The organism is Paenibacillus sp. FSL H8-0317, from assembly GCF_045040685.1.
Classification (GTDB): domain Bacteria; phylum Bacillota; class Bacilli; order Paenibacillales; family Paenibacillaceae; genus Paenibacillus.
This window is the reverse complement of the sequence record NZ_CP150294.1, coordinates 1806759-1826991: the sequence shown is the minus strand read 5'-3', so window position 1 is coordinate 1826991 and position 20233 is coordinate 1806759. Positions and strand designations below refer to the sequence as shown.

Sequence of the window (20233 nt, the reverse complement as noted above, 5' to 3'; positions counted from 1 at the left end):
AAGGCACTTTGTTTATATAATACTAGCCACAAAAAAACACGCACTCTGCACGAGTTTGATCATGCAAAGCGCGTGGATATGAACTGAACTTTCATCCAAATTTTTCAACTGTCTAACATCAACCTGGCTATCTATCTATGAAATATCATGTTCGTTATACCGATGGCTTCAATCTGGATCTCGCTTTTTTCATTATCCGTAAAATGGTAATCATATGTTGAAAAGATCCCCATATGCCGTATATGTCCACCTTTAACATGAAGATTCCTTCCCTCACCATCGATTTTCTGCATAAACGTCCTGCCTTCTTTCACATTATACGAAGAATGGATATTATGTTCACTTGCGAGCCATGCGACAAAATCTTCTTCGCTTGGATTGGTCATGACTAGAATAAGGAGCAGAACAGCAAACACAACAATGTACGTTTTTAGTCCTGCGCCCCTCTTGCTACCATGCTGGGTGTACTCACCCATCATCCCGTTCACCCGATTCTTGAACAGAAATATCTATCCCCTTCGCCAAAACCCACCCATTCAATCCATACGAGGATGAGATCACCATATACTTGTATTTCTCCTCTATCAGCCGGATTTGCAATTCGTCATAGGAATCATAATTGACAGGCCAACCACTACCCTTTCCCGATTCTAACAACTCTCGATTATAAGGAATAAAATGCTCTATATCCCACTCATCCAGATCCAAAATAATGCTGCCATGGAGCGGTATATCAAACGCATGAGCCATTACACCAGAGAATAAGACATCCATATTTTTCGGTACAGCATGACTTGAACGAGTGCGCATCCTGATTCTATTGTTCTCTAAATCAACTTCGTAACTTAAGATGATGTTGTCATGCAAACTTGGCAGTTCTTCCTCGTTCATGCTGTTCTCCTTAGCTACTTTAGAATGTTATTTAACTCTTCCGCTTTTTTCCTGCTATCCATTCTAGCATAAAAATAGAAAGCGATGATGTGCAGCACAATGGATAACAACCACATGCCGGGGAACCAGGGAGCAATCAAATGGAACATTTCCGTGGAGAATAACCATACAATCCCCATGCCTCCTGCAATATTGAATGTGGAAGAAATGGCGATATTCCATACCGGTTTTAACGTAAAATGGTTCCAGAGCGCATTGTACATCACGCCAAACAACACAGCGGCAATAGCTGAAATGCCGGCAATATTCCACAGATAGCCCATTTCGATAGGTTGATCATTATAGAATAGGGTCAATAGCAAGGTCACCCAGAGTGAAGTAACGGTGAATACTTGAAAAAAGGACAGCCTAAGCTGCATCATCATGATAATTTCCCCCTAAAGTTTTTAATATAAAATCGACTGACAAAGTAACTGGAGCTATCGCTCAGATCTACCTTAATCCGAGCATGGTCTGTTGCAGAGAATGCGGTGATATACCTTGTGTTGATGATCGTTTGATTGTTAATTTTCACAAAATGAACGTCATCCAGGTCTTCTTCCACAAACTTCAAACGTTTGTTAAGCAGGTATCTCTCGCCTGTAATCACACGTACACAACACATCCGATCCTCTGACTCAATGGCGACCACCGAGCTCAATTGAATCTGTACGTTGCGATTATTCTTAGCATGGATGACCGTTAGTTGGGTTTCCGATTGGCCGATCGCTTTTTCAATACGATCCCACTTCGACCTCTCCTCCGGATGAGTAACGACTTTGACCACCCTTTTTTCAATTGCAGTGTTCTCTTCAAAAATGACTTTCACGTGTTGCCCTCCTCTCACAACTCATATTACAAGCATAGTTATGACTATCCCACTGTATTGCGTTTTGTTGCATGATTTTGCAGGTTTGTTGCATCGGCACGACGTAGACAATAAAAAAACCACTCCATAGGAGCAGTTCTTCTATGTACTCATCCAGAGTATTCAAGGCTACTCAATCTCCAGATACATCTCCTGATTTTGCAGGATCATCTTGTTCATGTGTGTTATAGCTGCTTCTGCCGCAGTCTGATATGCAGCATACAATGCCTCTGTTCTCTGGAGTAACATCGAGTCCTTCTCCAGATCCGTTGCTAACACCTCACGCCACTCTTCACCCACTTTATTTTTGTCCGTTATGAGACTTTCAATCTGGTCCAATACAGTCACCATCTCATCTAAATGAAAAAAGTGCATCCCTTTTTTAATCCCATTCCAACTCTTGATCTCGATGATGTTATACGCCGAAAACCAGTAAAACTCTGCCAGACTCTTTGTGTGATTATGATAGGAATAGAACAGAAATAGGGCTTGTTGCCCTTCATGTAACTGTCGGTATATCTCTGTTTTGGCGGCCATATCTCTGCCCCGTACAGAAACAAGCATCGGTTTAATACACAACCAGCTAAGTTGCTTTGAATGTACATCTTCTGCTCGCACTCTAGCCTTCATAACATTCTCCTCTCTGTTCAACGTTTAAGGATTCTCTGGTGCTTCCACTGCCGGGTCATTCTCTCCGCCCATTCTGCGTCTGGATGTTTCCATCCTGCCTGTCGCTGGCACATGTTCAGACGCTTTAGCTAATCCGAACTTTGGCATATTGGCATATATGGTCTCGAAGGAACCTGACTGAGCTTTGTATGTTTCATGGTAGATCCCCACAGTTCCATCGGAACCAATGGAGCGGTTGAATCTTTTCCAAGCTTCCAAGTGCAGTCCACCCCGTGCGTATTGCTCCAATTCATCGTAAGAACGCCAGTATTGGAGTAGCGTCACCCCACGCCAGCTTATAAAATACTCTGTACTCAGAAATCCGGTCTCCGGATTCATATACAGTTCTTTAATCATCGGGCCCATAGACTTAAAGACAGGCAGCCATTTATGTATAGCCCACAAACGATTGATCCTCATTCCGATGATAAAAACAACAAATTCTCCCTCAATCTGAGCGGAATATCTTCCCTTATATATGTTTGCCACGTCACCCCTCCTTCTCGTCAAAAACAATCGATTTCATCGGATCTGGACAACCCTTCCTATCCGCTCATAGGCATCCAGAGGAAAATCAAAACTCCACCGTTTGTGATATTCCTTCAGTCCCATTTCCTTCAATTTGCTTAGTTCTCTGTAGAACAGCTTGGTCAACTTGATCAAAGTTAACTCCTCGGACATAAGTAAACGGCCCTCTGTAACGGCTTCCGTGCTAAAGTTATCACTCATCTCATACACCATAAATTGAACGATTACCTGTGAACGTTTCTTGATCCAGAATCGATATTCTCCAGGTTCGGTCTGCATGGTCATGGTTACCTCAGCTGCTCCTTTGTGCAATGCAACGATATGGCGTGCCACCTCATCAACCGCATCCGACAAAAAAGAAACCGGAATCTTAATCTGTTCTCCTTGATTAGGTTGGATCGTAATATCCATCCATCCGTGTGGCTCAAGCGTCATAACGATGTCCATAGTCATCCTCCTTTATGCTACTCTATGATGCAAGATTAACTGGAGACCCACTTTCAGATATAAATGCTGTGCCGAGATATTTCCTTCATTTACAGCTAAAATAATCTCATTAATCTCCGGATGCAACTTGCGAACGAATTTGTGCAGTACCTTCATCGCTACTTAAATCTTTATACACATTCCATTCTGTATACAATTGTTTTAGCGCTAATCCTGTTGTATGTATGAACTTGTCCATAGCTTCCATGGATAAAATATTTAAGTCACCCAAGGGTTGGTTGTCAGGATTAGCTAAAAACTCAAGTTTCTCTTCCCTATACTGATACACCTCAGATTCCAGCAATCCCCCTATCTCAAATGCTTTTCCCACGTTCAGCTCACTTAACCATTCATGGGCCCCGTTCAAATTTCGTAGAAACATAAACTCTAACTTCGTGACATCCTGTGTATACACGCTTCTTCCATTGGGGTGGACTTCATATGCAGGATAAATATCGAAAGTCCACACGCGATCCGTATAGATATGGGCGATGTATCCGCACAGATATTGCATGAATTTGGGATCCCTATAAGCTAACTTCTTATTGGACTCAAAAAATCCTTTAAGTTCTTCGTCTGTTGCGAACCTTCCTGCCTCTGGCATGAGGTGGGTTTTTGCCTTCTCAGTACGAAGATTAGTTCTTACGTGAATGGAATCAGGAGCGAGGCTTCCCAGTAACAACTCAGGGGATGGCTTGGATATCAATTCGGATGCAATTGCAAAATGAACCATCGGCCAAGGCAATATAAAAACTCCTTTCTTTATTAAAAGGCTCAAACATGATGTTCTATGATTTACAAAGCTAAGTGCTCACTCTCTTGTACATGTATCAATTCAATATCCTCACAATAAAATCCTAATATTCCGTCCTCGTAGTCCTCAACGAAATATTTCATCGGATGATATCCGTGATCTTTTAAATCTTTAATATTAAACCCAATTATCTTAACTAAAACACCATCAGGATTATAATGAAAATTTTCAATATTAGTGAATCTAAAAAGTAATTCATATGTAACATTGGAGAATTTCATTAAAAATGTAATATCTGCTATCGAAATATTTTCATAATATTTGTCTTGTTTTATATACAGATTCAACCCAGCAACCCACTCCAAATTTTGAACAGAAAATGCTGGAATAAAAGGTTGAATTAAGTCCATGTTTTTCATCATGATCTACCTCTATTCAATTTGAGCCATTCTATTAATGCTGTCACTTGCGTAGTAATTTAGACTCTCCTTGCTTCAAGTCTACAAATATAGGCTTCTGCACATTGTTAATTGTGGAAATATCAATCTCATCCAGACTTTTAAAAACAAGCTGTAATGACTCCTTTTGTTCATCTTCAAATAAAAGAGTTACCTGATCATCACAGAGTTTTCCTTCCAACTCCGCAATAACGTCAAATAAAAACATTACAAATACTACTTCATTTCCATCCGGATACGTATAGTGCATCCTCTCGCCCGTGTATATGGAGGCCAATTCATAAGAACTCACCTCAAGCCCTGTTTCCTCTTTCACTTCTCTAATCATGGTTTCTTCAATTCGTTCACCTGGCTCCATACCTCCACCGGGTAACCCCCAATCTCCATAATCTGATCTCTTTTGCAGCAGAACCCTCCCCATATGATCTCGAATAATAGCTCCACCCGTAACTACAATACGACTAGTCATTACTCTTGCTCCTTTCTGTTAGGTTGCTTCTCAACAGATCATAATTTTTATCAGGAAACTTCTCTATTGATTTATATCCCAAAATGCACAATGCATTTCCCATTTACCTCAGCGTACTTTGCCATGTTCGCAAGCTTGTTTAATTCGTTGATTAATTCGACTTTGTTGTATACGAGTTTCTCGTAGTAGCCCTTCTGTTCGCCTCCAGCAATGCTGTAATTCCCTGTAAGAACGATCGGATCCGTCACATGGCTAAATAGATCCATCCAGGCTCGAATCAGTTGATGAAACTTCAACAAAGCATCCTGCTCTTCAATAACGGTTATTCCATAGTTGTTCAGTCCACTACATCTCATACAGGTAGATGGATTCCATGTATCCAACCAGCAAAGGGAATCATAGATGTACGCAATGAATTCGTCTTCCAAGGTCGCATGATTCTCTGTGGTTAATCCACTTCGATGTATTCTCCCTTTTGAATCCCATGAGTAGGAGGTATGAATATTCCCGTCTACTTGCGATTTGTTTTCGATAACAAAATGATGCTTCGGCAACACCCGCACCTCCGTTACACTTACCCATGCTTCAATATCTGTTCAATCCTCTTAATTCATCATAACCCATGTATTGGTAAATGGAAATTGAAAAAGATCCTATCCACCTCCTAACTCAGGAGAAGCAAATAAAATCTTGATAATACATTCGTTATATTAAAAAATCTTCGTTATTCAGAAATGATGTTCCTTCTTCTCGGTACTTCTCTATAACGTCATTGGTCACATGAGCATGCCGCAATATACCCATATAATCTGTACCTGGTTTCTTCGGTCTATAATCTGAATCAATCGTGTAGATATTGAAGTGCACCTTATCTTCATCCTCTGACACATCCGTATGATCAAAAAGTGAAATCACTTCATCTTTACCAAGAAACCTAAATGGAGAATCCTGACGCTCTATAATATAAAAAGGATATGTGATGATGTTCTCGATCTGAATCAATTCCTGGTACACCTTAAGCTCATCAGGTATGAGATCCATATACTTTCTAGCTACCTCTTCTGCCTGAAATACACCTGAGACCCACTTCGTACTCCCCTTGGTTACTAAGATAATGAACATACTAATCACCTTCTAATTTAAATATTATTTCTCTCTTTCACGCACAAAGTCTGAGACAAAATTCGGTGGCTGCCAGCGATGTTGTCAATCTCAATGTTATATTCAGACTCAGTATATTCAATCTGATGCTGCTCATAATATTTTTTCCAGAATGAAACTGCTGCCGCATTATTAGCAAGCTGTTCCACTTTGAATATACCCTCAAATTGAGCAAAAACCAAGTCAACCGCTTGTGCTGCCAGCCCCTGTCCGCGATATTTTTTGACCAGGAACAGCTCTTGCACGGTATAATCCACACCTTCCGGCACATATGGAGGTGAGCACACCAGTACGAATCCAATAACCTTTCCTTCATACTGAATCAAAAACGGATGTAATTCATCGCGTTCCAGATATAGATAGGTGTTCGTTGGATCATATGTGCCCGCTTCTAGCAGATCCTCACTCGAAAATTCGGACAGGTCATATAAATACAAGTTATACAGGTTGAGGAACAGTTCCTTCTGTTCTGCCAAAATACTCGTGATTTGTACGTTCATCTTCATTGCACATCTCCCTTAGTTAATCAGTTAGTTAGTGATCCATACAAGACCTTACCAATGTATATAGCGCACTTGCTGTAACCTGATCTCAATATATCGTTTCAACCACAGCAGATATAGGCAAAGTTTGATTTAAACCATGGTGTAACCTTAACTGTCGTAGTGGAAGTGTACATTTGTGCAAAAAAAAAAGACTCCATACAGAGTCCGATTATTAGTCTTATTTTCACTTTTCACCAAATATCCATTAGCACTTAGCTAATAATTATTGAATTATGTAGGTTCAACTAAACTTTTTACACAAAAACGGAGAGGACAGAAATAACCTGAAGAAGCGGAGCGTTCGCCTGAAAGCTTTCTGAAAGAAAGCTGCATCGGAAGCATACGCTATCACCGGATTTCCCCTTTAAGGAATCAAAAAAATCTGGGGATAACAGCGATCGGAAGGTTGTTCTGTCATTGGAGTGCTCAGTGTAAACCTCTTTAGTTGAACTTATATAGATAATCAACCACAGGATATGAGATCACATTGCGATCTCTGTACGTTGAAATCACCGCTTCGGGATTTGTGCTAAGAATTCCGTTTTGCAACATCACCGGGCGGAAACCTCGCTCCATCGCTCCGTTGTAGGTGAATAGAACACATTCCTCTGCGGCAAACCCGGCAATGATCACCAATTCAATTCCATGACTCTTCAACACCTGCTCCAGATCAGTTTGCCAGAAAGCATTGGAAGCTTCCTTGGTAACTGTGATATCCTTCTCATTCACATCTACCTCAGAAATAATACGATATTCTTCCGGTGGTGTCTCCTCCATGCCCTCCACATCCTGCACGTGAACGACCACATGATCATTCAAGCGCAGCACGTTAGCTACATGGTTAATGTACTCGCAAGCATGGTCTATCGAAGTCTGGTCCATCTTTTTTCGCACAATACTCTCCTGCATATCAACAATCAGCAAACCTACTTTCATCCTATCTCTCCTCATACAAAATGTAGTTATAATCTTGGTATCACAATCTCATTTAGTCTTTAAATAATTCATTCAGCATCCGGTCGCGGTTCTCCAGAAAGCTGCGGGTAATCTGATAGTGATCGGTCTCCTCATAGACTACCTCTTGAATATGGTTATCGTCAAAACTTAAAATCTCTGCTCCCGGATATCCCAGCAAAATGGGTGAATGCGTCGCAATAATGAATTGCGAAGTACCTGAAAGATCATGAAGGATACGCAATAAAGAGAGCTGCCTTGCTGGGGACAATGCGGCTTCGGGCTCGTCGAGCAGATAGATGCCTTTGGAACTGAAGCGATTGACGAACAGACTGAGAAAAGACTCCCCATGTGATTGTTCATGTAATGAACGCCCGCCATAGTATTGAAGCGACGCCGGCATCTCATCGACATGTGATGCGAATTGATAGAACGATTCAGAGCGCATGAAGAAACCATTCGTTATTTTGGGCAACCAGGCCAGCCTGAGATAATTCCCGAGCGAGGATTCCGAAGCATGTGTCTCATAGGTATTATTCCTGCCGCCCCCTGCGGTATTGAATCCACATTGATGAGCGATGCCTTCCAGCAGCGTAGATTTCCCTGAACCATTTTCACCTACAAAAAAAGTAACGTTATTCGTGAGCTCCAATCGTTCCAAGGATCGGATCGCGGGGATGTCAAAAGGATATTGGTCCCCATTCTCGATCTTGGCCGACATGAGTTCCACACTTCGAAGATACATAGGCATACTCCTATTCATGTTAGATTTGGCTCCATCTACGGCAGTACCTTTTCGTTTACACATTCCCTATATTAAACGACGAACAGTTGGATGACAAAATTATAGTTGACGGTGGCAGATCAGCTTATATATTATGTAGGAAGAACGTTCTGATGAAAACATAAAATGAATTGGCGTGTTACCACCCCAGAGGGCATGAGCCAAGAAGCGAACATGAGACTATACTCGCTTCTTGGCTCTTTTTGCGTTCCTGAGGCATGAAAGCGTTAACTTTAGAAACGAGGAGGCGGTGAACCGTGAGTAAAGGAATGATTCTGCAGGTGGAGCGGGTCGTCGGCAGCAATATTGTTCTGGCCCGGTCGCACCAGAATAGCAAGGAGTATGTATTGATTGGCAAAGGGTTGGGATTTGCGTTCAAAGTGGAAAGCACCGTGCAGTCCGATGATCCGCGGATTGAGAAAAGGTTCCGGCTGGAAGACCGGGAGGAATGGGGGCAAGCTCAGGAGCTGATGAGGGACTTGGACCCCAATGTCATCGACATCTCTGACCGAATTATCCGTCTCATCGCTGATCAGTTTCCCGGCAAGCTGAATGACAAGATCTATCTTGCTCTTCCGAGTCATATTCAGTTCACTTTATATCGTATCCGCAACGGGATGGAGATTCTGAATCCTTTCCTTACGGAGACAAAGCTCAGTTTTCCGAAAGAGTTCGAAATCGCCTCGGAAGCGGCGGCCATGATCGGAGAGGCTTTTGGCGTAGAGATACCGGAGGATGAGGCGGGGTTCCTGACATACCATGTGTACTCCTCCGTAAATCACGTCCCTGTCGGACAGTTGGTTAAGGTATCCAATGTGATCAGCAAGCTTCAGTCGATTATTGAAAAGGAGGGTGGCGTTCGCTTTGATCAGGGCAGCCTTAGCCAGGCAAGACTCATGATACACCTGCGCTTCTCCATGGAACGCCTGTATCAGCAGCCGATGACGGCCCCCACCTTCGCACAATATGTGAAAAATGAATATATGTCCGAATACCAGCTAGCCAGAAAACTGAGCGCTGTAATGGCCGAGGATTTGGGTACAGAAGTGCCCGAGGAAGAAACAGCTTTTCTCGCAATGCATTTATACCGGCTTTTTCAAACCCATGCCAAAACCAATAACAGAAAGGACAACACACAATGATCTGGAAATGGAAAAACAACAAATCTGCCAAAACATCTGAAACAATATCCGTCGCCTCCCCATTCACCGGAACCTGCGTCAGTTTGGAAGAAGTGCCTGACGAAGCGTTCGCGCAAGGACTTATGGGACCGGGAGTCGCAATGATTCCCCAGGAGGGCAGGCTGGTCGCCCCTATCGACGGCACTGTGGTACACCTGATCAAATCGCACCATGCCGTAATGATTGAACATGCTTCCGGGCTGCAGCTGCTGCTGCATATCGGTATGAATACTGTCAGCCTGAAAGGACAGGGCTTCACCCCCCAAGTGCAGACCGGGGATCAGGTCACTATCGGTCAGACTCTAATTGAATTTGACCCGAATGCGATCGCTTCGGCCGGTTATCCGGTCATCACCCCTGTCATCGTTGCAAATGCGGCTGAACAACCGTGGGAGTCGCACCCAGAGTATGGCAGCGTAGAAGCAGGCATGGGAACTATCATGAAAGTCAGCTTGTCCAAATAACCTAAATCAAAAAAAGAAAGGAAGAACAATATGCTGAAATCACTGCAAAAGCTGGGAAAATCCCTGATGCTTCCTGTAGCAACCCTGCCTGCGGCAGGTATTCTTCAAGGCCTCGGTCTTCTAAATTATGAAAAGGACATTCCGCTCGGTCCCGTGATCGGGGGATTCCTTAATCAGTATGTAGTTCCATTCCTGAATGAAGGAGCGGGGGCGATCTTCGGCAACCTTGCGCTCATCTTTGCCATTGGGGTGGCAATCGGACTGGCGGGGGATGCGGTCGCCGCGCTTTCCGCCCTGATCGCTTATATGGTGCTGACGCGGATTCTAGGAGCCGTTCCAGGTGTATTCGGTTATATTCCTGACGATGTCAAGCTGGATATGGGCGTATTGGGCGGGATATTTGCCGGACTGCTTGCAGCCTATATGTATAAAAAATACCATAATATCAAGCTTCCTGACTGGCTCGGCTTCTTCTCCGGCAAACGCTTTGTTCCGATGGTCACCGCCGGCTCCATGCTGGTGTTGGCCATCCTGTTCGGCATGGTCTGGAGCCCGATTCAGGATGCCATCGGCGCTTTCGGCGCCTGGATTGTAGGTTTCGGCGGCGTTGGCTCCATGGTGTTTATGATCGCCAACCGCCTACTCATCCCGCTCGGTCTGCATCATGTCCTCAACTCCATCGCCTGGTTTCAGATCGGAGATTATACCAATGCAGCCGGGGAAGTCGTGCACGGCGACCTAACCCGCTTCTTCAACGGAGATCCTACAGCAGGCATGTTCATGTCTGGCTTCTTCCCAATTATGATGTTCGCTCTTCCGGCAGCGGCGCTAGCCTTGATTCATACAGCCCGGCCTGAAAAGCGCAAAATGGTCGCTTCAATCTTTATCGGCGCAGCGGTGGCTTCGTTCTTAACGGGTATTACCGAGCCGCTCGAATTCTCTTTCATGTTCGCGGCGCCTCTGCTATATGTGGTGCACGCTATTCTTACCGGTGCGGCGGCCCTGATCATGTACCTGCTGAATGTTAAGCTGGGCTTCGCCTTCTCTGCAGGTCTGATCGATTACCTCGTGAACATGAAGCTGTCGACCAATCCGCTGCTCATGATCCCGGTCGGACTCGCATTTGCGGTCGTCTATTATTTCCTGTTCCGGTTCATGATTATCAAGTTCAACCTGAAAACGCCGGGGCGCGAGGATGACGCTTATGATGCCGATACCCCCACTAATACTTCAGCCGTGGCAGCGTCTGCCGACACCAAGGCTGGCAAAGTGCTCGCCGAGATCGGGGGAACAGATAATATCGAGAGCATTGACGCCTGCATCACTCGCCTCCGGCTAGTTGTCAGGGACGACAAAGCCGTTAACGATCAGGCGCTCAAACAGCTTGGCGCTTCCGGTGTCATGAGACTCGGTGGTGGAGCTGTGCAGGTCATCTTCGGCACCCAGTCCGAAATCCTCAAGGATGAGATTAAGAAGCTGATGTAACGCTCGTTCTACTGTGAGTTTAAAAGGCCGAGAACAAGGGTATGCTTCCCCCTGTTCTCGACCTTTTTTGTTAACCAAGAAGCGCAGGTATTCGTTTGAAACGGTTTGGATTGAAAAAAGAGAGCAAGCCATAGGCTTACTCTCTCTCTTCAGGGTTAATAGACAAATCTGCGCTGTGCCCAATAGCTGAACAGGAAGATGGATACCTCGGTCAGTAGCTTAGCTGCGAGCAGCGGAATAATCAGTTTTTCATTATAAAAATACAATAAACCGTAGTTTAATAACAGCACCAGTAGGACAAGTGAGAAATATTTGGGCAAAGACTGCCGAACCTTAGAGGTTCGTCCAGCGGAAAATACGTACTTCCGATTAATCGTATAGTTGAAGATGGAGCTGCACAGCCTTGCTGCGACAACCGACAGAAACAGATTATGCGTGAAATACTGGATGACGAATAGTAGTCCAAAATCAATCAGAGCGGACAGCACCGAGGATGTGCTGAACATCAGGATTGGCATATAGATCCGGAACGAATCAACCAACGGGCGGAAATGGGAGGACTCATTGTGATCCAGATACACCGTATCGATAAACTCCTCCGTAATCTCATACCCTTCCTTGTGTGACGTTAGCAGCATGTTCATCTCGTATTCAAACCGATCCCCGGGAATCTGGTTCAGCCAATCCAGCATGGAGTAAGGAAAACCGCGTAGACCCGTCTGTGTGTCATATACTTTGGTACCTGTTGTGAGGGAAAAGACCGCCCGGGTGACTGTGTTGCCAAAACGGCTACGTGCTGGGATTTTCCCGCTGAAGCGACGGCTACCGAGTACAATTCCTGGTGTCGTTTGTGCGAGCAGCACTTCGAAGATACGCTTAATATCATGTGGCAGATGCTGTCCGTCACTATCTGCGCACACCACACCACCCTGAGATCCATACTCCTTAATATACTGAAAGCCAGTCTTCAAGGCCCTTCCCTTGCCCAAATTGACGGGATGTGTCAGGACTGTACAGCCGTAGGCTTCTGCCGTTTCAAAAATCCCACGGTAACCGGGCCCACTGCCATCATCCACAATCACAATGGGTCCAAGTTTAAATGTTTGCAGTTGCAGAACGAGATTCAGTAAACGCACATCGGGTTCATATGATGGAATTAATATCGTCATGACCCTTGTCCCTCCGTCAGATATAAAATGTCACTTACGCCACGTTCCTGGTTACGCCCCAGCGGGTTATTGATAACTCTGCCCATAAAATACATCGTGGATGAACCGCCGCCGTCTAGATTGTAAGCCCCGGTTGCTCCGAGGCCTTTCATGACATCCGCCAGTTCTGCCAGAGTCATGCCGCGGCTGTTGTCCTGCCGTCCGTCCACCACCACAAAGACATAATGATTCGGAGCAATCATGCCGATCGCTGTTCTTGGATTTGCGTCTTGAATGGAACGATTACCGAAGTTATTATCGATTTTCACACTGCTAAAATCACTGACAATCTCGCCATCCTGAATCAGAATGGGCCCAAAAGATAGTGTATCGGTTGCACCTTCGGCCAGCAGTTCCGAGGAAGAAATCTCGTTCTCGTTATATGTTTTCATCGTACCGTCGTTGAACAGGGCAAGTGCATCCCGCGTGGGGCTGTCTCGGTACAGTGTTCCATTTCGGATAATGACACCATCGTCGCGGAATCCGTAATAATCACCGTTAATGGCAAAGATCGCATTGTTGGCTGCGGCAATCTCTGACGTATTTTCGGTAATGTTCGTTCCAAAGCTGTTGTCCGCCAGCGCGGTTCGCAGGCTGCTTGCATCCGTTAGCTGAACATCGGCGACATAATACGTAATCTGATCCGAGTCAGAACCCGTCTGTACCTTTTCAATATTGACTTTCATATCATCACTCGAGTAATTCCAATCATCTGACGTTGCATTCACCTCAGTTGCGGTGGTCGAAGTATTGTTGGAATCATTGTAGGTGTCCGTTGTTGCCGTTGGCGTGTTCTCATCTGCTACAACCACCTGCACATGCCGGATCAGGTAACGGTCAGCCAGGCTGTACAGGATTCCACCTACCACAAGCACGATGACAAATGTGATGATGAGCCATCTGCGCTTTCGTGGAGAGATCGGTCGTTTATGTGGTTCTTTCCGGGTTGGTTTCTCATCAATCTTCATCATGTGAAGCTCACCTCTTCATCTAAGTTCTTAAGGCCATATTAGGCCGGGTAGCTTAAATGAATCTGAAACCACACGAATTGGACTAAAGATTATTACACTGACACTACGATGACAGAACAACCTTCCAATCGCTGTTATTGTGTAACTGAATAGTTCAATCAAAAAAGGCCATCCGTTTTCCCATTAAGGAAATCAGATCACCTTGATTTTTAATCTATAGAACCCTAAAGGTCTAAGTGCATATCTTATTCAACACACATATCTTCAACAGGTCTTTTTGTTATGCATCTGCAAAAAGAGCATCGTATGCGGGACAAGGCCGCTTCTCCAGGAATTCTGTTAACGCCTGTGGCTGCTGAGCGTATATATCCTTCAAAGACGTTCCAGTATAGATGTTGCCAATCACCACAGGATGGCATAATTCACAGATGATAATATCCCCGTTGCCGTGCAGGTGCAGCTGTTTCGTGCCATCCACACAATTAGAGAAATACACACCAAGTTGTTCGCGCAAATTCAACTGTTCAGCGAACCGATCCATACAGGTGAAATAGAGCGTTGTATCTGGCTTTTTATGTTTAATTAATTCCGTAACAGATCGAACAAGGGACTCTTTGGATACAATCTGGGTCCAGTCGGTATGCGGCATCTTAATACTGTTCTGGATCTCATGGATGCGCACACCCAGATCATACACCTTATCGCTAATGGCCTGCATGTTTGCTTGGTTACCTTCAAACAGTAACGTTTCCAGCACCGTCTCCAGACCAGCTTCCGTACACATATGGATATTCTGCTCCAGTCTCTCATACATGCGAGGATGCACGTGGTAGTAAGTAGCATACGACTCCGCATCCGTATAATTGAACGAGATATGAATGTTGGACAAGCCTGCATCACGCAACGCGATGATTCGTTCTTCAGTCAGCAGACTGGCATTACTGTTCAATTGTGTATCGATGCCATGTGCCGCACAGTACGTCACAATCTCCAGGCAATCCTGATATTTCAGAGTAACTTCTCCCCCTGACAATCGCACTCTCTTGAGACGAGGAAGCTCACTAATAATACGGATGACTTCCTGACTATTGATACACGCTCCATCATCCCGATTGTAGGCGCAGCAATAGTCGCATTTATAATTGCAGTTCGATGTCACTCCCACCTCAAGCCCTTCCAGCTCATATACGCCGGGTGTTTCCAGTTCGAGTGATTTATATCTGTTTTTGGTCGTCAATTCGTTGTACCTCCTGGTTCCTTCATTCAATCCATGTTTTAATAACTTGAAGATTATAGCGGAAGGCACCAGGTTCAAGATATGACATTATGTACGTTGCTTGCTGAAAACAAAAATAAAAACCATTTCCTTAATGATCGGGAATGGACCAAAGCTTGGCATATGATTATTGAATTAGACAATATAAAATACGATACCTTGACCACGACTTTTCAATAACACGTTCTTTATTTAACACGAGTAGAAGTCTTCTTTTACGATAGCATACATCTTCAGATCCTGAAGCTCATTTTTTACCTTCATGTATTTCCTCAGCACACCTTCGAATTGCATGCCTGCCTTCTCCATGACCTTGGCAGAACCTGTGTTTTCCACTATACATCTGGCCTGGATTCGCTCGAGCCCCACTTCATCAAATCCAAATTGGATGATTCGTTTCACTACCTCGGTCATGTAGCCCTGATTCCAAAATTGATCAGATAACACATATCCCAGTTCAACTCTCCTGTTATCGCTGTCACACCCTAGATAGTTACAACTACCAATCAGCCTCTTGGTGTCTTTATCTTCAATCCCCCACGGGCCTATTAGATCCGTCTCATAGCGACTCATGACAAAATCTAAAAAAGCTTTGGTGTCTTCTTTGCTCTGATGCGCGTCCCAGGTCGTGAACTCCGATACAGCAGGTACAACGCAGTAACTGTACATATCCTCCAGATCATCATAGGTAAGAGGTCGGAGTAACGTCCGTTCGGTTTCCAACATGGGAAATGGTTCGAAGAAACTTTCAATCGTTTTCATAGATTTATCCTCCCTCAGATTATTAGGAAAAAGAAACACACAGCAGCTCGCTTCATATTGCCTGACTCATCTGTTCTAAAATTAAGGCCACAATCTGAGTGACTTCCACTGCCCATCTTGCATCACATATTGGACTCGTACATGCTTGCGCTCCGAATCTCCCTGCCAAAACTCCACCTCTTGTGCATTCACGGCATATAGACGCCAATGAGGTGTAACAACACTGGGGTCACGTCTTATCTTTTCCTTCTGAGCTTCAATGGAAATATCCAGCACTTCCTCGCTATCCAAAACCTCACTCTGATGCCCTGTCATAGCAACTGCTCTTGCTCCAGCTGAACGTTTGCGGAAATCATCAGCGCCCGCTTCATCTCCCCGATCCTCCGCAATTCCCCTTATCCGAATCTGTCTTCCAAGTGAAGGCCAGTAGAATGTCAGAGCCACATGAGGGTTCTCCTTCAACTGCTGCCCTTTTCGGCTCTCCGAACTGGAGGCAAAATAAAACGTTTCGTCAATTACGTTTTTCAAAATCAATACTCTCGCATCAGGATAACCATCTTGATCCACGGTCGAGATCGTCATAGCATGAGGTTCTTTCACTTCGTTCTCAACCGCCACTCTCAACCAATCCAAGAATAGCTTCCCTGGCCGCTCCGGCAACTGCCCCATATCCCACGTTGGAAATGGGCCGGATAAAGATTTTAAACGTTGCAACAGTTCAATGGGTTTATCGCTCATGTCATCGCCTCCATCTTCTCTTTAATCTATTCGTTTATTTTTATCCTTTACTCTCCGCTTCCCATGTAAGCAGATCATTGTCTTCTTCAAAATAAATACTCAAGAGCATCCGTGGTTCACCCATTCCATCTACATATAACTGCACCAGATCACTTTATCCTCATTTTTTCCAAGCTCAGTTACTTTCTTAAAATCCATAATAAGTTCTGCTTCCTTTATTCCAACGTACTCTCCAATATCTGGATTATAATACTGAATGATCTCTACCTGATACGTTCCGTTTTGTAACTCAATTCTATATCTGGCGCAATTATCGTCTGGTACGATACAATCTTCAAATTGAGCTGCCATGGTCAGACAGGTGTAGTCCACCAGATATAACTGATTATCAGTAACCTGGATGTATCCTTTAGCTCTTCTATAGCAGCTTTCAACGTCTATATTATTTTCAAAAGTAAACTCCGTTGTCCATGAATGCTCAACACCTTCATTAGTCATTTGGAGAACTAATATGTTTCCAATCTGCATCTCCTGAACAAAATGGTTTAACAGCATATCCAGCTCCCCGTCTTCACTTACGTACGTCTTGTATTGATCCGCGTTGACTAATGCAATAAAATTGGTGTCTCCGTATTCCATCCTAAACCCCATGTGTCATCTCCTTAATATGTATCAAATAAACCCGACCTCAGATAGCTTCTATCCAAGATCGGGCATTTCCTGCTTACCATTTATCTTACAAATGTGTTATGAACTCGCTCGGATTTGATAAAATAAGGAATCCAAATGGCACAAGTGATGACAGATTTAGCAATTTCTCTGATCGAGCTTCCATCTTCCAATTCTTTTGCTAACGGAATCTGGAGCAATAATAGGTAATCAATAATACCTACAATCAGACTGAGACCATAGAAGATGATCATCAGACGGGGTAATATTGCTTTCTTGCTATAAAACACAAAAATTGTATATACACTGAATAATAAAAACAGCGTATTGTACACCATCTCAAAAATAAGTACTGGACCCCATAATGGGTGATAATAGTCTGATTGTTTGGAAGTTAGCATTTCCCAAGTCTCAGTTGTGAATGTGGGTATTATCTGCTGAAATAATTGCACTGCAAGTAGAATTACCGTAACAAATAATCCAATCTGGATGAGAATCAGCCAACCACCCAATCCCGACACACCTAGTGGACGGTAGTCTGTTTTTTGCTCTTCAATATGTGGTTCCACCTCGTAACACTTCCTTATGTAGTTTTGTTTTTCTGAGATGAGTCTTCCTCGTAATAGTAATAATGCAAATCGAATCTACGGGTGCTTCTATCCCTTTACTTCACGTCCGTTGTATGTATTTTCACACTCTCCTTATAGCGATCTCTCCGTCCTCCTCTCATATAGAATTTTACACAACTTCCTTATTGTACTACGAGTGTCAAGGCACAGGTTACTTGTTTTATCAGGTAACGATGAAGGAGATTACTTCCGTTGTGGATTAAAGGAAAGGAGTAATGAGGGTTATTTCTTAAAAGACAATCCCTCTTCTTCCAAAGCGCTTCGCAGTTTGGGCATGGCAGATGGCCCGATTCCGTGAAGTTTCAGGATCTCTTTCTCAGTGTACTCCGCAAGTTGCAGTAGTGTTGTGATGCCTTCATTCTCCAAGGCCCGTCTGGCGGGAGCTGACAATAAGGCTAGAAATCCCTCTGTCGGTTTACGTTCAGCTTCGCACGTCGGACAGGTTGGGCAATCACTTTTTTTATAATACAAATGTCCTTGTTCGCATGTTCTGAGTGTTCCTTTATCGTTTGCCATGTGGGCATCCCCTCCTGGATTAAGTATTCAACCAGTTCTTTATATCTGAGATCATATTTTCGTATTGTTTCAAAGCCTCTAAAGTCCTAATGACTTGGGATGTTCCTACTAACTGTTCCTCTATGTCCGTACATTCAATCCACAGTGACCGTTTAAGACTATACTCAAGCCAGTCCAACTTTCCAGCAAAACCAATATCCAGAACCACTTCCCAATTGGCTGTTAGACTTCCCACTCGCTTCTTATATCCACCTATAAAAGCTAAGAACTTTTCCTCGTTTATACTTCCAGCGCTATCTACTGACCAATACACAGCTGTTTCTACCAGATCATGCATCGGATTAATATAACCTGCCGATTCCCAATCTATAATAATAGGTATGTCTTGTCTCCACATCACATTCTTAGGTTCCAGATCTCTGTGACTAATAACATTATTGGATGCTAGCATTGAAGATGAATTCTTAGCTTTCATGCTCCACTCATTCAGCTTATCCATATTGGAATCCAAAATCTTAATCCATTCCGAATACTCATTTCTTCCTTTGTTCAGATAAAACATCCAATCTATTTTTTTAGAATTAGTCGCCTGTGAACTATCCAATTCTAGTTGTCTAAAATCCGTTTTATGGATATCTGCAAGGATCGTTCCCATCAGAGAACTGTTATTGATAGTAACTTCATCTTGTTCCAAGCGTTGCCCCTCAATCCAATCAAAAATTAGATAGAATTGATTATCAATGTTATGCATAGAAGCACCCTTTAACCTTTTTGCAGGTTGAGCATGGATATGTTCAGCTGCCACGCTTGCGATTTTTTCTGAATCAATATAATTTTGCACAGCAGCAGGTCTTATCATGATCTGGGGATTCAATGCCTTAACTGCATAATTAGCTTGCATGGTTTCAATGGCGTACATTCGATGAAGAAGTCCACCTGAAATCGGTTTGGGCGAACTAATCAAATCACCAAGCTGTAATTCATTACACAGTTTCTCAAAATTTAAATTATATTGAGTATCGTTCATATGTTATCCCCTTTCATTTTGGCTATTTGTCTTGAGCAAAGCTTACATTCCGTACTCAGCAAAAACGGCTGCATATTTCTTTTCTAATATCGTCCAGCGCTTTTCGGCTCCGTATTTGGCGTGCAGTTGCTGTAAATAATGCTTGGCTTCTTCCGTATTGCCGGCTTTTAGCAGGAAGCGGAAGGTTACTTCGCTTAAATATAGCGCTGTCTTGTCCATATAATAATGGACTATATCTTTGGCCCCTGTTAGCGAGTGTAGGAATGACATTCCCTCTTCCAAATGTGACACCAGTTCTTTCGATAAAGCGTCTGGATCGATATCAGGCGTTAAGGTATAGTGGGCCGGAGCGGCAGGGGCTATTTCTCTGATTCGGCAGGTTAAATGAGATACGAGCTCCAATATGTCTCCATTCAATCCAACGGAATGCAACTCCGCAAGCTCGGTGGAATGAACACCACAATTAACATAAAACTGGACTTGACTACTGGTGTTATACTTTGCTCTTTGAATGTTGAACTTATATGCGAGGTTTCCATCCGCTTTGTAGAAATTCAGATTTTTCTTGGAATAGCCGTGTTTAGCAAATACGGGTTTGACTTCTGTATTGATGATCTTCTTAAAAAGTTCCTGCATTAGATATCACTCCCAAGGCAAAGTTTATTCAAAACGTTGTTACCCTTTTTTGTCCAGAATCATGC

The 20233-nt window shown here is 43.7% G+C and carries 28 protein-coding genes; 3 read left to right on the top strand and 25 right to left on the bottom strand.

Annotated features, from left to right (window positions below; all coding sequences use genetic code 11):
- Positions 1-131: 131 nt before the first annotated feature.
- The 15 genes from MHB43_RS08390 to MHB43_RS08320 all read right to left on the bottom strand — a co-directional run bounded on the left by MHB43_RS08390 (position 132) and on the right by MHB43_RS08320 (position 8567).
- On the bottom strand, positions 132-479 hold the full coding sequence (locus MHB43_RS08390) for a hypothetical protein (RefSeq protein ID WP_405131726.1): 348 nt from the start codon (positions 477-479) through the stop codon (positions 132-134).
- Positions 469-891, bottom strand: a complete 423-nt coding sequence (locus tag MHB43_RS08385) for a hypothetical protein (protein ID WP_405131725.1) — start codon at positions 889-891, stop codon at positions 469-471. Before MHB43_RS08385 ends, MHB43_RS08390 begins: the two co-directional genes overlap by 11 nt.
- Positions 892-905: 14 nt before the next feature.
- The gene (locus MHB43_RS08380) at positions 906-1316 is read right to left on the bottom strand and encodes a hypothetical protein (RefSeq protein ID WP_221822700.1); all 411 of its coding nucleotides are present in this window, start codon (positions 1314-1316) and stop codon (positions 906-908) included.
- Positions 1313-1759 (bottom strand): LytTR family DNA-binding domain-containing protein, encoded by a 447-nt coding sequence (locus MHB43_RS08375; protein ID WP_405131724.1) that lies wholly within the window; start codon positions 1757-1759, stop codon positions 1313-1315. The genes MHB43_RS08380 and MHB43_RS08375 overlap by 4 nt, the downstream gene beginning before the upstream one ends.
- 168 nt (positions 1760-1927) lie before the next feature.
- Positions 1928-2428 carry a hypothetical protein gene (locus tag MHB43_RS08370; protein WP_405131723.1) on the bottom strand — a complete coding sequence of 167 codons (501 nt, stop codon included), beginning with the start codon at positions 2426-2428 and terminating at the stop codon, positions 1928-1930.
- 24 nt (positions 2429-2452) lie between these two features.
- Positions 2453-2956, bottom strand: a complete 504-nt coding sequence (locus tag MHB43_RS08365; RefSeq protein ID WP_405131722.1) for a DUF4188 domain-containing protein — start codon at positions 2954-2956, stop codon at positions 2453-2455.
- A 33-nt stretch (positions 2957-2989) separates the two neighbouring features.
- Complete coding sequence (locus tag MHB43_RS08360; protein ID WP_405131721.1) at positions 2990-3442, bottom strand: hypothetical protein; 453 nt, start codon at positions 3440-3442, stop codon at positions 2990-2992.
- A 109-nt stretch (positions 3443-3551) separates the two neighbouring features.
- Positions 3552-4226 (bottom strand): hypothetical protein, encoded by a 675-nt coding sequence (locus tag MHB43_RS08355; protein WP_405131720.1) that lies wholly within the window; start codon positions 4224-4226, stop codon positions 3552-3554.
- 50 nt (positions 4227-4276) lie between these two features.
- Positions 4277-4657 (bottom strand): hypothetical protein, encoded by a 381-nt coding sequence (locus MHB43_RS08350; RefSeq protein WP_405131719.1) that lies wholly within the window; start codon positions 4655-4657, stop codon positions 4277-4279.
- A gap of 40 nt (positions 4658-4697) precedes the next feature.
- Positions 4698-5162, bottom strand: coding sequence for an NUDIX domain-containing protein (locus tag MHB43_RS08345; protein WP_339183250.1), 465 nt, complete (start codon positions 5160-5162; stop codon positions 4698-4700).
- A 71-nt stretch (positions 5163-5233) separates the two neighbouring features.
- Positions 5234-5716: a hypothetical protein gene (locus MHB43_RS08340; protein ID WP_405131718.1), complete on the bottom strand. Its 483-nt coding sequence runs from the start codon at positions 5714-5716 to the stop codon at positions 5234-5236.
- Positions 5717-5867: 151 nt separating this feature from the next.
- The gene (locus MHB43_RS08335; RefSeq protein WP_405131717.1) at positions 5868-6284 is read right to left on the bottom strand and encodes a hypothetical protein; all 417 of its coding nucleotides are present in this window, start codon (positions 6282-6284) and stop codon (positions 5868-5870) included.
- Positions 6285-6301: 17 nt separating this feature from the next.
- Positions 6302-6829 carry a GNAT family N-acetyltransferase gene (locus tag MHB43_RS08330; RefSeq protein WP_339183245.1) on the bottom strand — a complete coding sequence of 176 codons (528 nt, stop codon included), beginning with the start codon at positions 6827-6829 and terminating at the stop codon, positions 6302-6304.
- A gap of 480 nt (positions 6830-7309) precedes the next feature.
- The gene (locus MHB43_RS08325; RefSeq protein WP_339183243.1) at positions 7310-7804 is read right to left on the bottom strand and encodes an isochorismatase family protein; all 495 of its coding nucleotides are present in this window, start codon (positions 7802-7804) and stop codon (positions 7310-7312) included.
- Positions 7805-7856: 52 nt separating this feature from the next.
- On the bottom strand, positions 7857-8567 hold the full coding sequence (locus MHB43_RS08320; RefSeq protein ID WP_405131716.1) for an AAA family ATPase: 711 nt from the start codon (positions 8565-8567) through the stop codon (positions 7857-7859).
- Between the two features lie 296 nt (positions 8568-8863).
- On the opposite strand from MHB43_RS08320, the gene MHB43_RS08315 reads away from it, so the two are divergent.
- Genes MHB43_RS08315 through MHB43_RS08305 form a run of 3 tightly spaced genes read left to right on the top strand, consistent with a single transcriptional unit; the run spans position 8864 to position 11736 of the window.
- A complete protein-coding gene (locus tag MHB43_RS08315) occupies positions 8864-9748 on the top strand; it encodes a PRD domain-containing protein (protein WP_405131715.1) in 885 nt (294 codons plus the stop codon).
- Positions 9745-10251 carry a PTS glucose transporter subunit IIA gene (locus MHB43_RS08310; RefSeq protein ID WP_405131714.1) on the top strand — a complete coding sequence of 169 codons (507 nt, stop codon included), beginning with the start codon at positions 9745-9747 and terminating at the stop codon, positions 10249-10251. Before MHB43_RS08315 ends, MHB43_RS08310 begins: the two co-directional genes overlap by 4 nt.
- 30 nt (positions 10252-10281) lie before the next feature.
- On the top strand, positions 10282-11736 hold the full coding sequence (locus tag MHB43_RS08305) for a PTS transporter subunit EIIC (protein WP_405131713.1): 1455 nt from the start codon (positions 10282-10284) through the stop codon (positions 11734-11736).
- A gap of 155 nt (positions 11737-11891) precedes the next feature.
- On the opposite strand, the gene MHB43_RS08300 is transcribed toward MHB43_RS08305, so the two are convergent.
- The 10 genes from MHB43_RS08300 to MHB43_RS08255 form a co-directional block, all read right to left on the bottom strand.
- Entirely contained in the window at positions 11892-12905 is a 1014-nt protein-coding gene (locus MHB43_RS08300; protein ID WP_405131712.1) for a GtrA family protein, read from the bottom strand.
- Entirely contained in the window at positions 12902-13915 is a 1014-nt protein-coding gene (locus MHB43_RS08295) for a phosphodiester glycosidase family protein (RefSeq protein ID WP_405131711.1), read from the bottom strand. The genes MHB43_RS08300 and MHB43_RS08295 overlap by 4 nt, the downstream gene beginning before the upstream one ends.
- A gap of 280 nt (positions 13916-14195) precedes the next feature.
- Positions 14196-15152, bottom strand: coding sequence for a radical SAM protein (locus MHB43_RS08290; protein WP_405131710.1), 957 nt, complete (start codon positions 15150-15152; stop codon positions 14196-14198).
- Between the two features lie 231 nt (positions 15153-15383).
- Entirely contained in the window at positions 15384-15953 is a 570-nt protein-coding gene (locus MHB43_RS08285) for a GNAT family N-acetyltransferase (RefSeq protein ID WP_405131709.1), read from the bottom strand.
- 81 nt (positions 15954-16034) lie between these two features.
- Positions 16035-16691, bottom strand: a complete 657-nt coding sequence (locus MHB43_RS08280) for a pyridoxal 5'-phosphate synthase (protein WP_405131708.1) — start codon at positions 16689-16691, stop codon at positions 16035-16037.
- Between the two features lie 129 nt (positions 16692-16820).
- Positions 16821-17342, bottom strand: a complete 522-nt coding sequence (locus MHB43_RS08275; RefSeq protein ID WP_405131707.1) for a hypothetical protein — start codon at positions 17340-17342, stop codon at positions 16821-16823.
- A gap of 80 nt (positions 17343-17422) precedes the next feature.
- Positions 17423-17929, bottom strand: coding sequence for a DUF2569 domain-containing protein (locus MHB43_RS08270; RefSeq protein ID WP_036610454.1), 507 nt, complete (start codon positions 17927-17929; stop codon positions 17423-17425).
- A 282-nt stretch (positions 17930-18211) separates the two neighbouring features.
- The gene (locus MHB43_RS08265) at positions 18212-18505 is read right to left on the bottom strand and encodes an RNA polymerase alpha subunit C-terminal domain-containing protein (RefSeq protein ID WP_036610457.1); all 294 of its coding nucleotides are present in this window, start codon (positions 18503-18505) and stop codon (positions 18212-18214) included.
- 19 nt (positions 18506-18524) lie between these two features.
- Positions 18525-19532, bottom strand: coding sequence for a phosphotransferase (locus MHB43_RS08260; RefSeq protein WP_405131706.1), 1008 nt, complete (start codon positions 19530-19532; stop codon positions 18525-18527).
- A gap of 42 nt (positions 19533-19574) precedes the next feature.
- A complete protein-coding gene (locus MHB43_RS08255; RefSeq protein ID WP_405131705.1) occupies positions 19575-20168 on the bottom strand; it encodes a DUF4304 domain-containing protein in 594 nt (197 codons plus the stop codon).
- Positions 20169-20233 lie beyond the last annotated feature (65 nt).

Excerpts from the sequence above, each read along its gene's own strand:
- MHB43_RS08390 (WP_405131726.1), bottom strand. The coding sequence starts at position 479 with ATGATGGGTGAGTACACCCAGCATGGTAGCAAGAGGGGCGCAGGACTA.
- MHB43_RS08385 (WP_405131725.1), bottom strand. The coding sequence starts at position 891 with ATGAACGAGGAAGAACTGCCAAGTTTGCATGACAACATCATCTTAAGT.
- MHB43_RS08380 (WP_221822700.1), bottom strand. The coding sequence starts at position 1,316 with ATGATGATGCAGCTTAGGCTGTCCTTTTTTCAAGTATTCACCGTTACT.
- MHB43_RS08370 (WP_405131723.1), bottom strand. The coding sequence starts at position 2,428 with ATGAAGGCTAGAGTGCGAGCAGAAGATGTACATTCAAAGCAACTTAGC.
- MHB43_RS08360 (WP_405131721.1), bottom strand. The coding sequence starts at position 3,442 with ATGGACATCGTTATGACGCTTGAGCCACACGGATGGATGGATATTACG.
- MHB43_RS08350 (WP_405131719.1), bottom strand. The coding sequence starts at position 4,657 with ATGATGAAAAACATGGACTTAATTCAACCTTTTATTCCAGCATTTTCT.
- MHB43_RS08345 (WP_339183250.1), bottom strand. The coding sequence starts at position 5,162 with ATGACTAGTCGTATTGTAGTTACGGGTGGAGCTATTATTCGAGATCAT.
- MHB43_RS08335 (WP_405131717.1), bottom strand. The coding sequence starts at position 6,284 with ATGTTCATTATCTTAGTAACCAAGGGGAGTACGAAGTGGGTCTCAGGT.
- MHB43_RS08330 (WP_339183245.1), bottom strand. The coding sequence starts at position 6,829 with ATGAAGATGAACGTACAAATCACGAGTATTTTGGCAGAACAGAAGGAA.
- MHB43_RS08325 (WP_339183243.1), bottom strand. The coding sequence starts at position 7,804 with ATGAAAGTAGGTTTGCTGATTGTTGATATGCAGGAGAGTATTGTGCGA.
- MHB43_RS08320 (WP_405131716.1), bottom strand. The coding sequence starts at position 8,567 with ATGTATCTTCGAAGTGTGGAACTCATGTCGGCCAAGATCGAGAATGGG.
- MHB43_RS08310 (WP_405131714.1), top strand. The coding sequence starts at position 9,745 with ATGATCTGGAAATGGAAAAACAACAAATCTGCCAAAACATCTGAAACA.
- MHB43_RS08305 (WP_405131713.1), top strand. The coding sequence starts at position 10,282 with ATGCTGAAATCACTGCAAAAGCTGGGAAAATCCCTGATGCTTCCTGTA.
- MHB43_RS08300 (WP_405131712.1), bottom strand. The coding sequence starts at position 12,905 with ATGACGATATTAATTCCATCATATGAACCCGATGTGCGTTTACTGAAT.
- MHB43_RS08295 (WP_405131711.1), bottom strand. The coding sequence starts at position 13,915 with ATGATGAAGATTGATGAGAAACCAACCCGGAAAGAACCACATAAACGA.
- MHB43_RS08285 (WP_405131709.1), bottom strand. The coding sequence starts at position 15,953 with ATGAAAACGATTGAAAGTTTCTTCGAACCATTTCCCATGTTGGAAACC.
- MHB43_RS08280 (WP_405131708.1), bottom strand. The coding sequence starts at position 16,691 with ATGAGCGATAAACCCATTGAACTGTTGCAACGTTTAAAATCTTTATCC.
- MHB43_RS08275 (WP_405131707.1), bottom strand. The coding sequence starts at position 17,342 with ATGGGGTTTAGGATGGAATACGGAGACACCAATTTTATTGCATTAGTC.
- MHB43_RS08265 (WP_036610457.1), bottom strand. The coding sequence starts at position 18,505 with ATGGCAAACGATAAAGGAACACTCAGAACATGCGAACAAGGACATTTG.
- MHB43_RS08260 (WP_405131706.1), bottom strand. The coding sequence starts at position 19,532 with ATGAACGATACTCAATATAATTTAAATTTTGAGAAACTGTGTAATGAA.
- MHB43_RS08255 (WP_405131705.1), bottom strand. The coding sequence starts at position 20,168 with ATGCAGGAACTTTTTAAGAAGATCATCAATACAGAAGTCAAACCCGTA.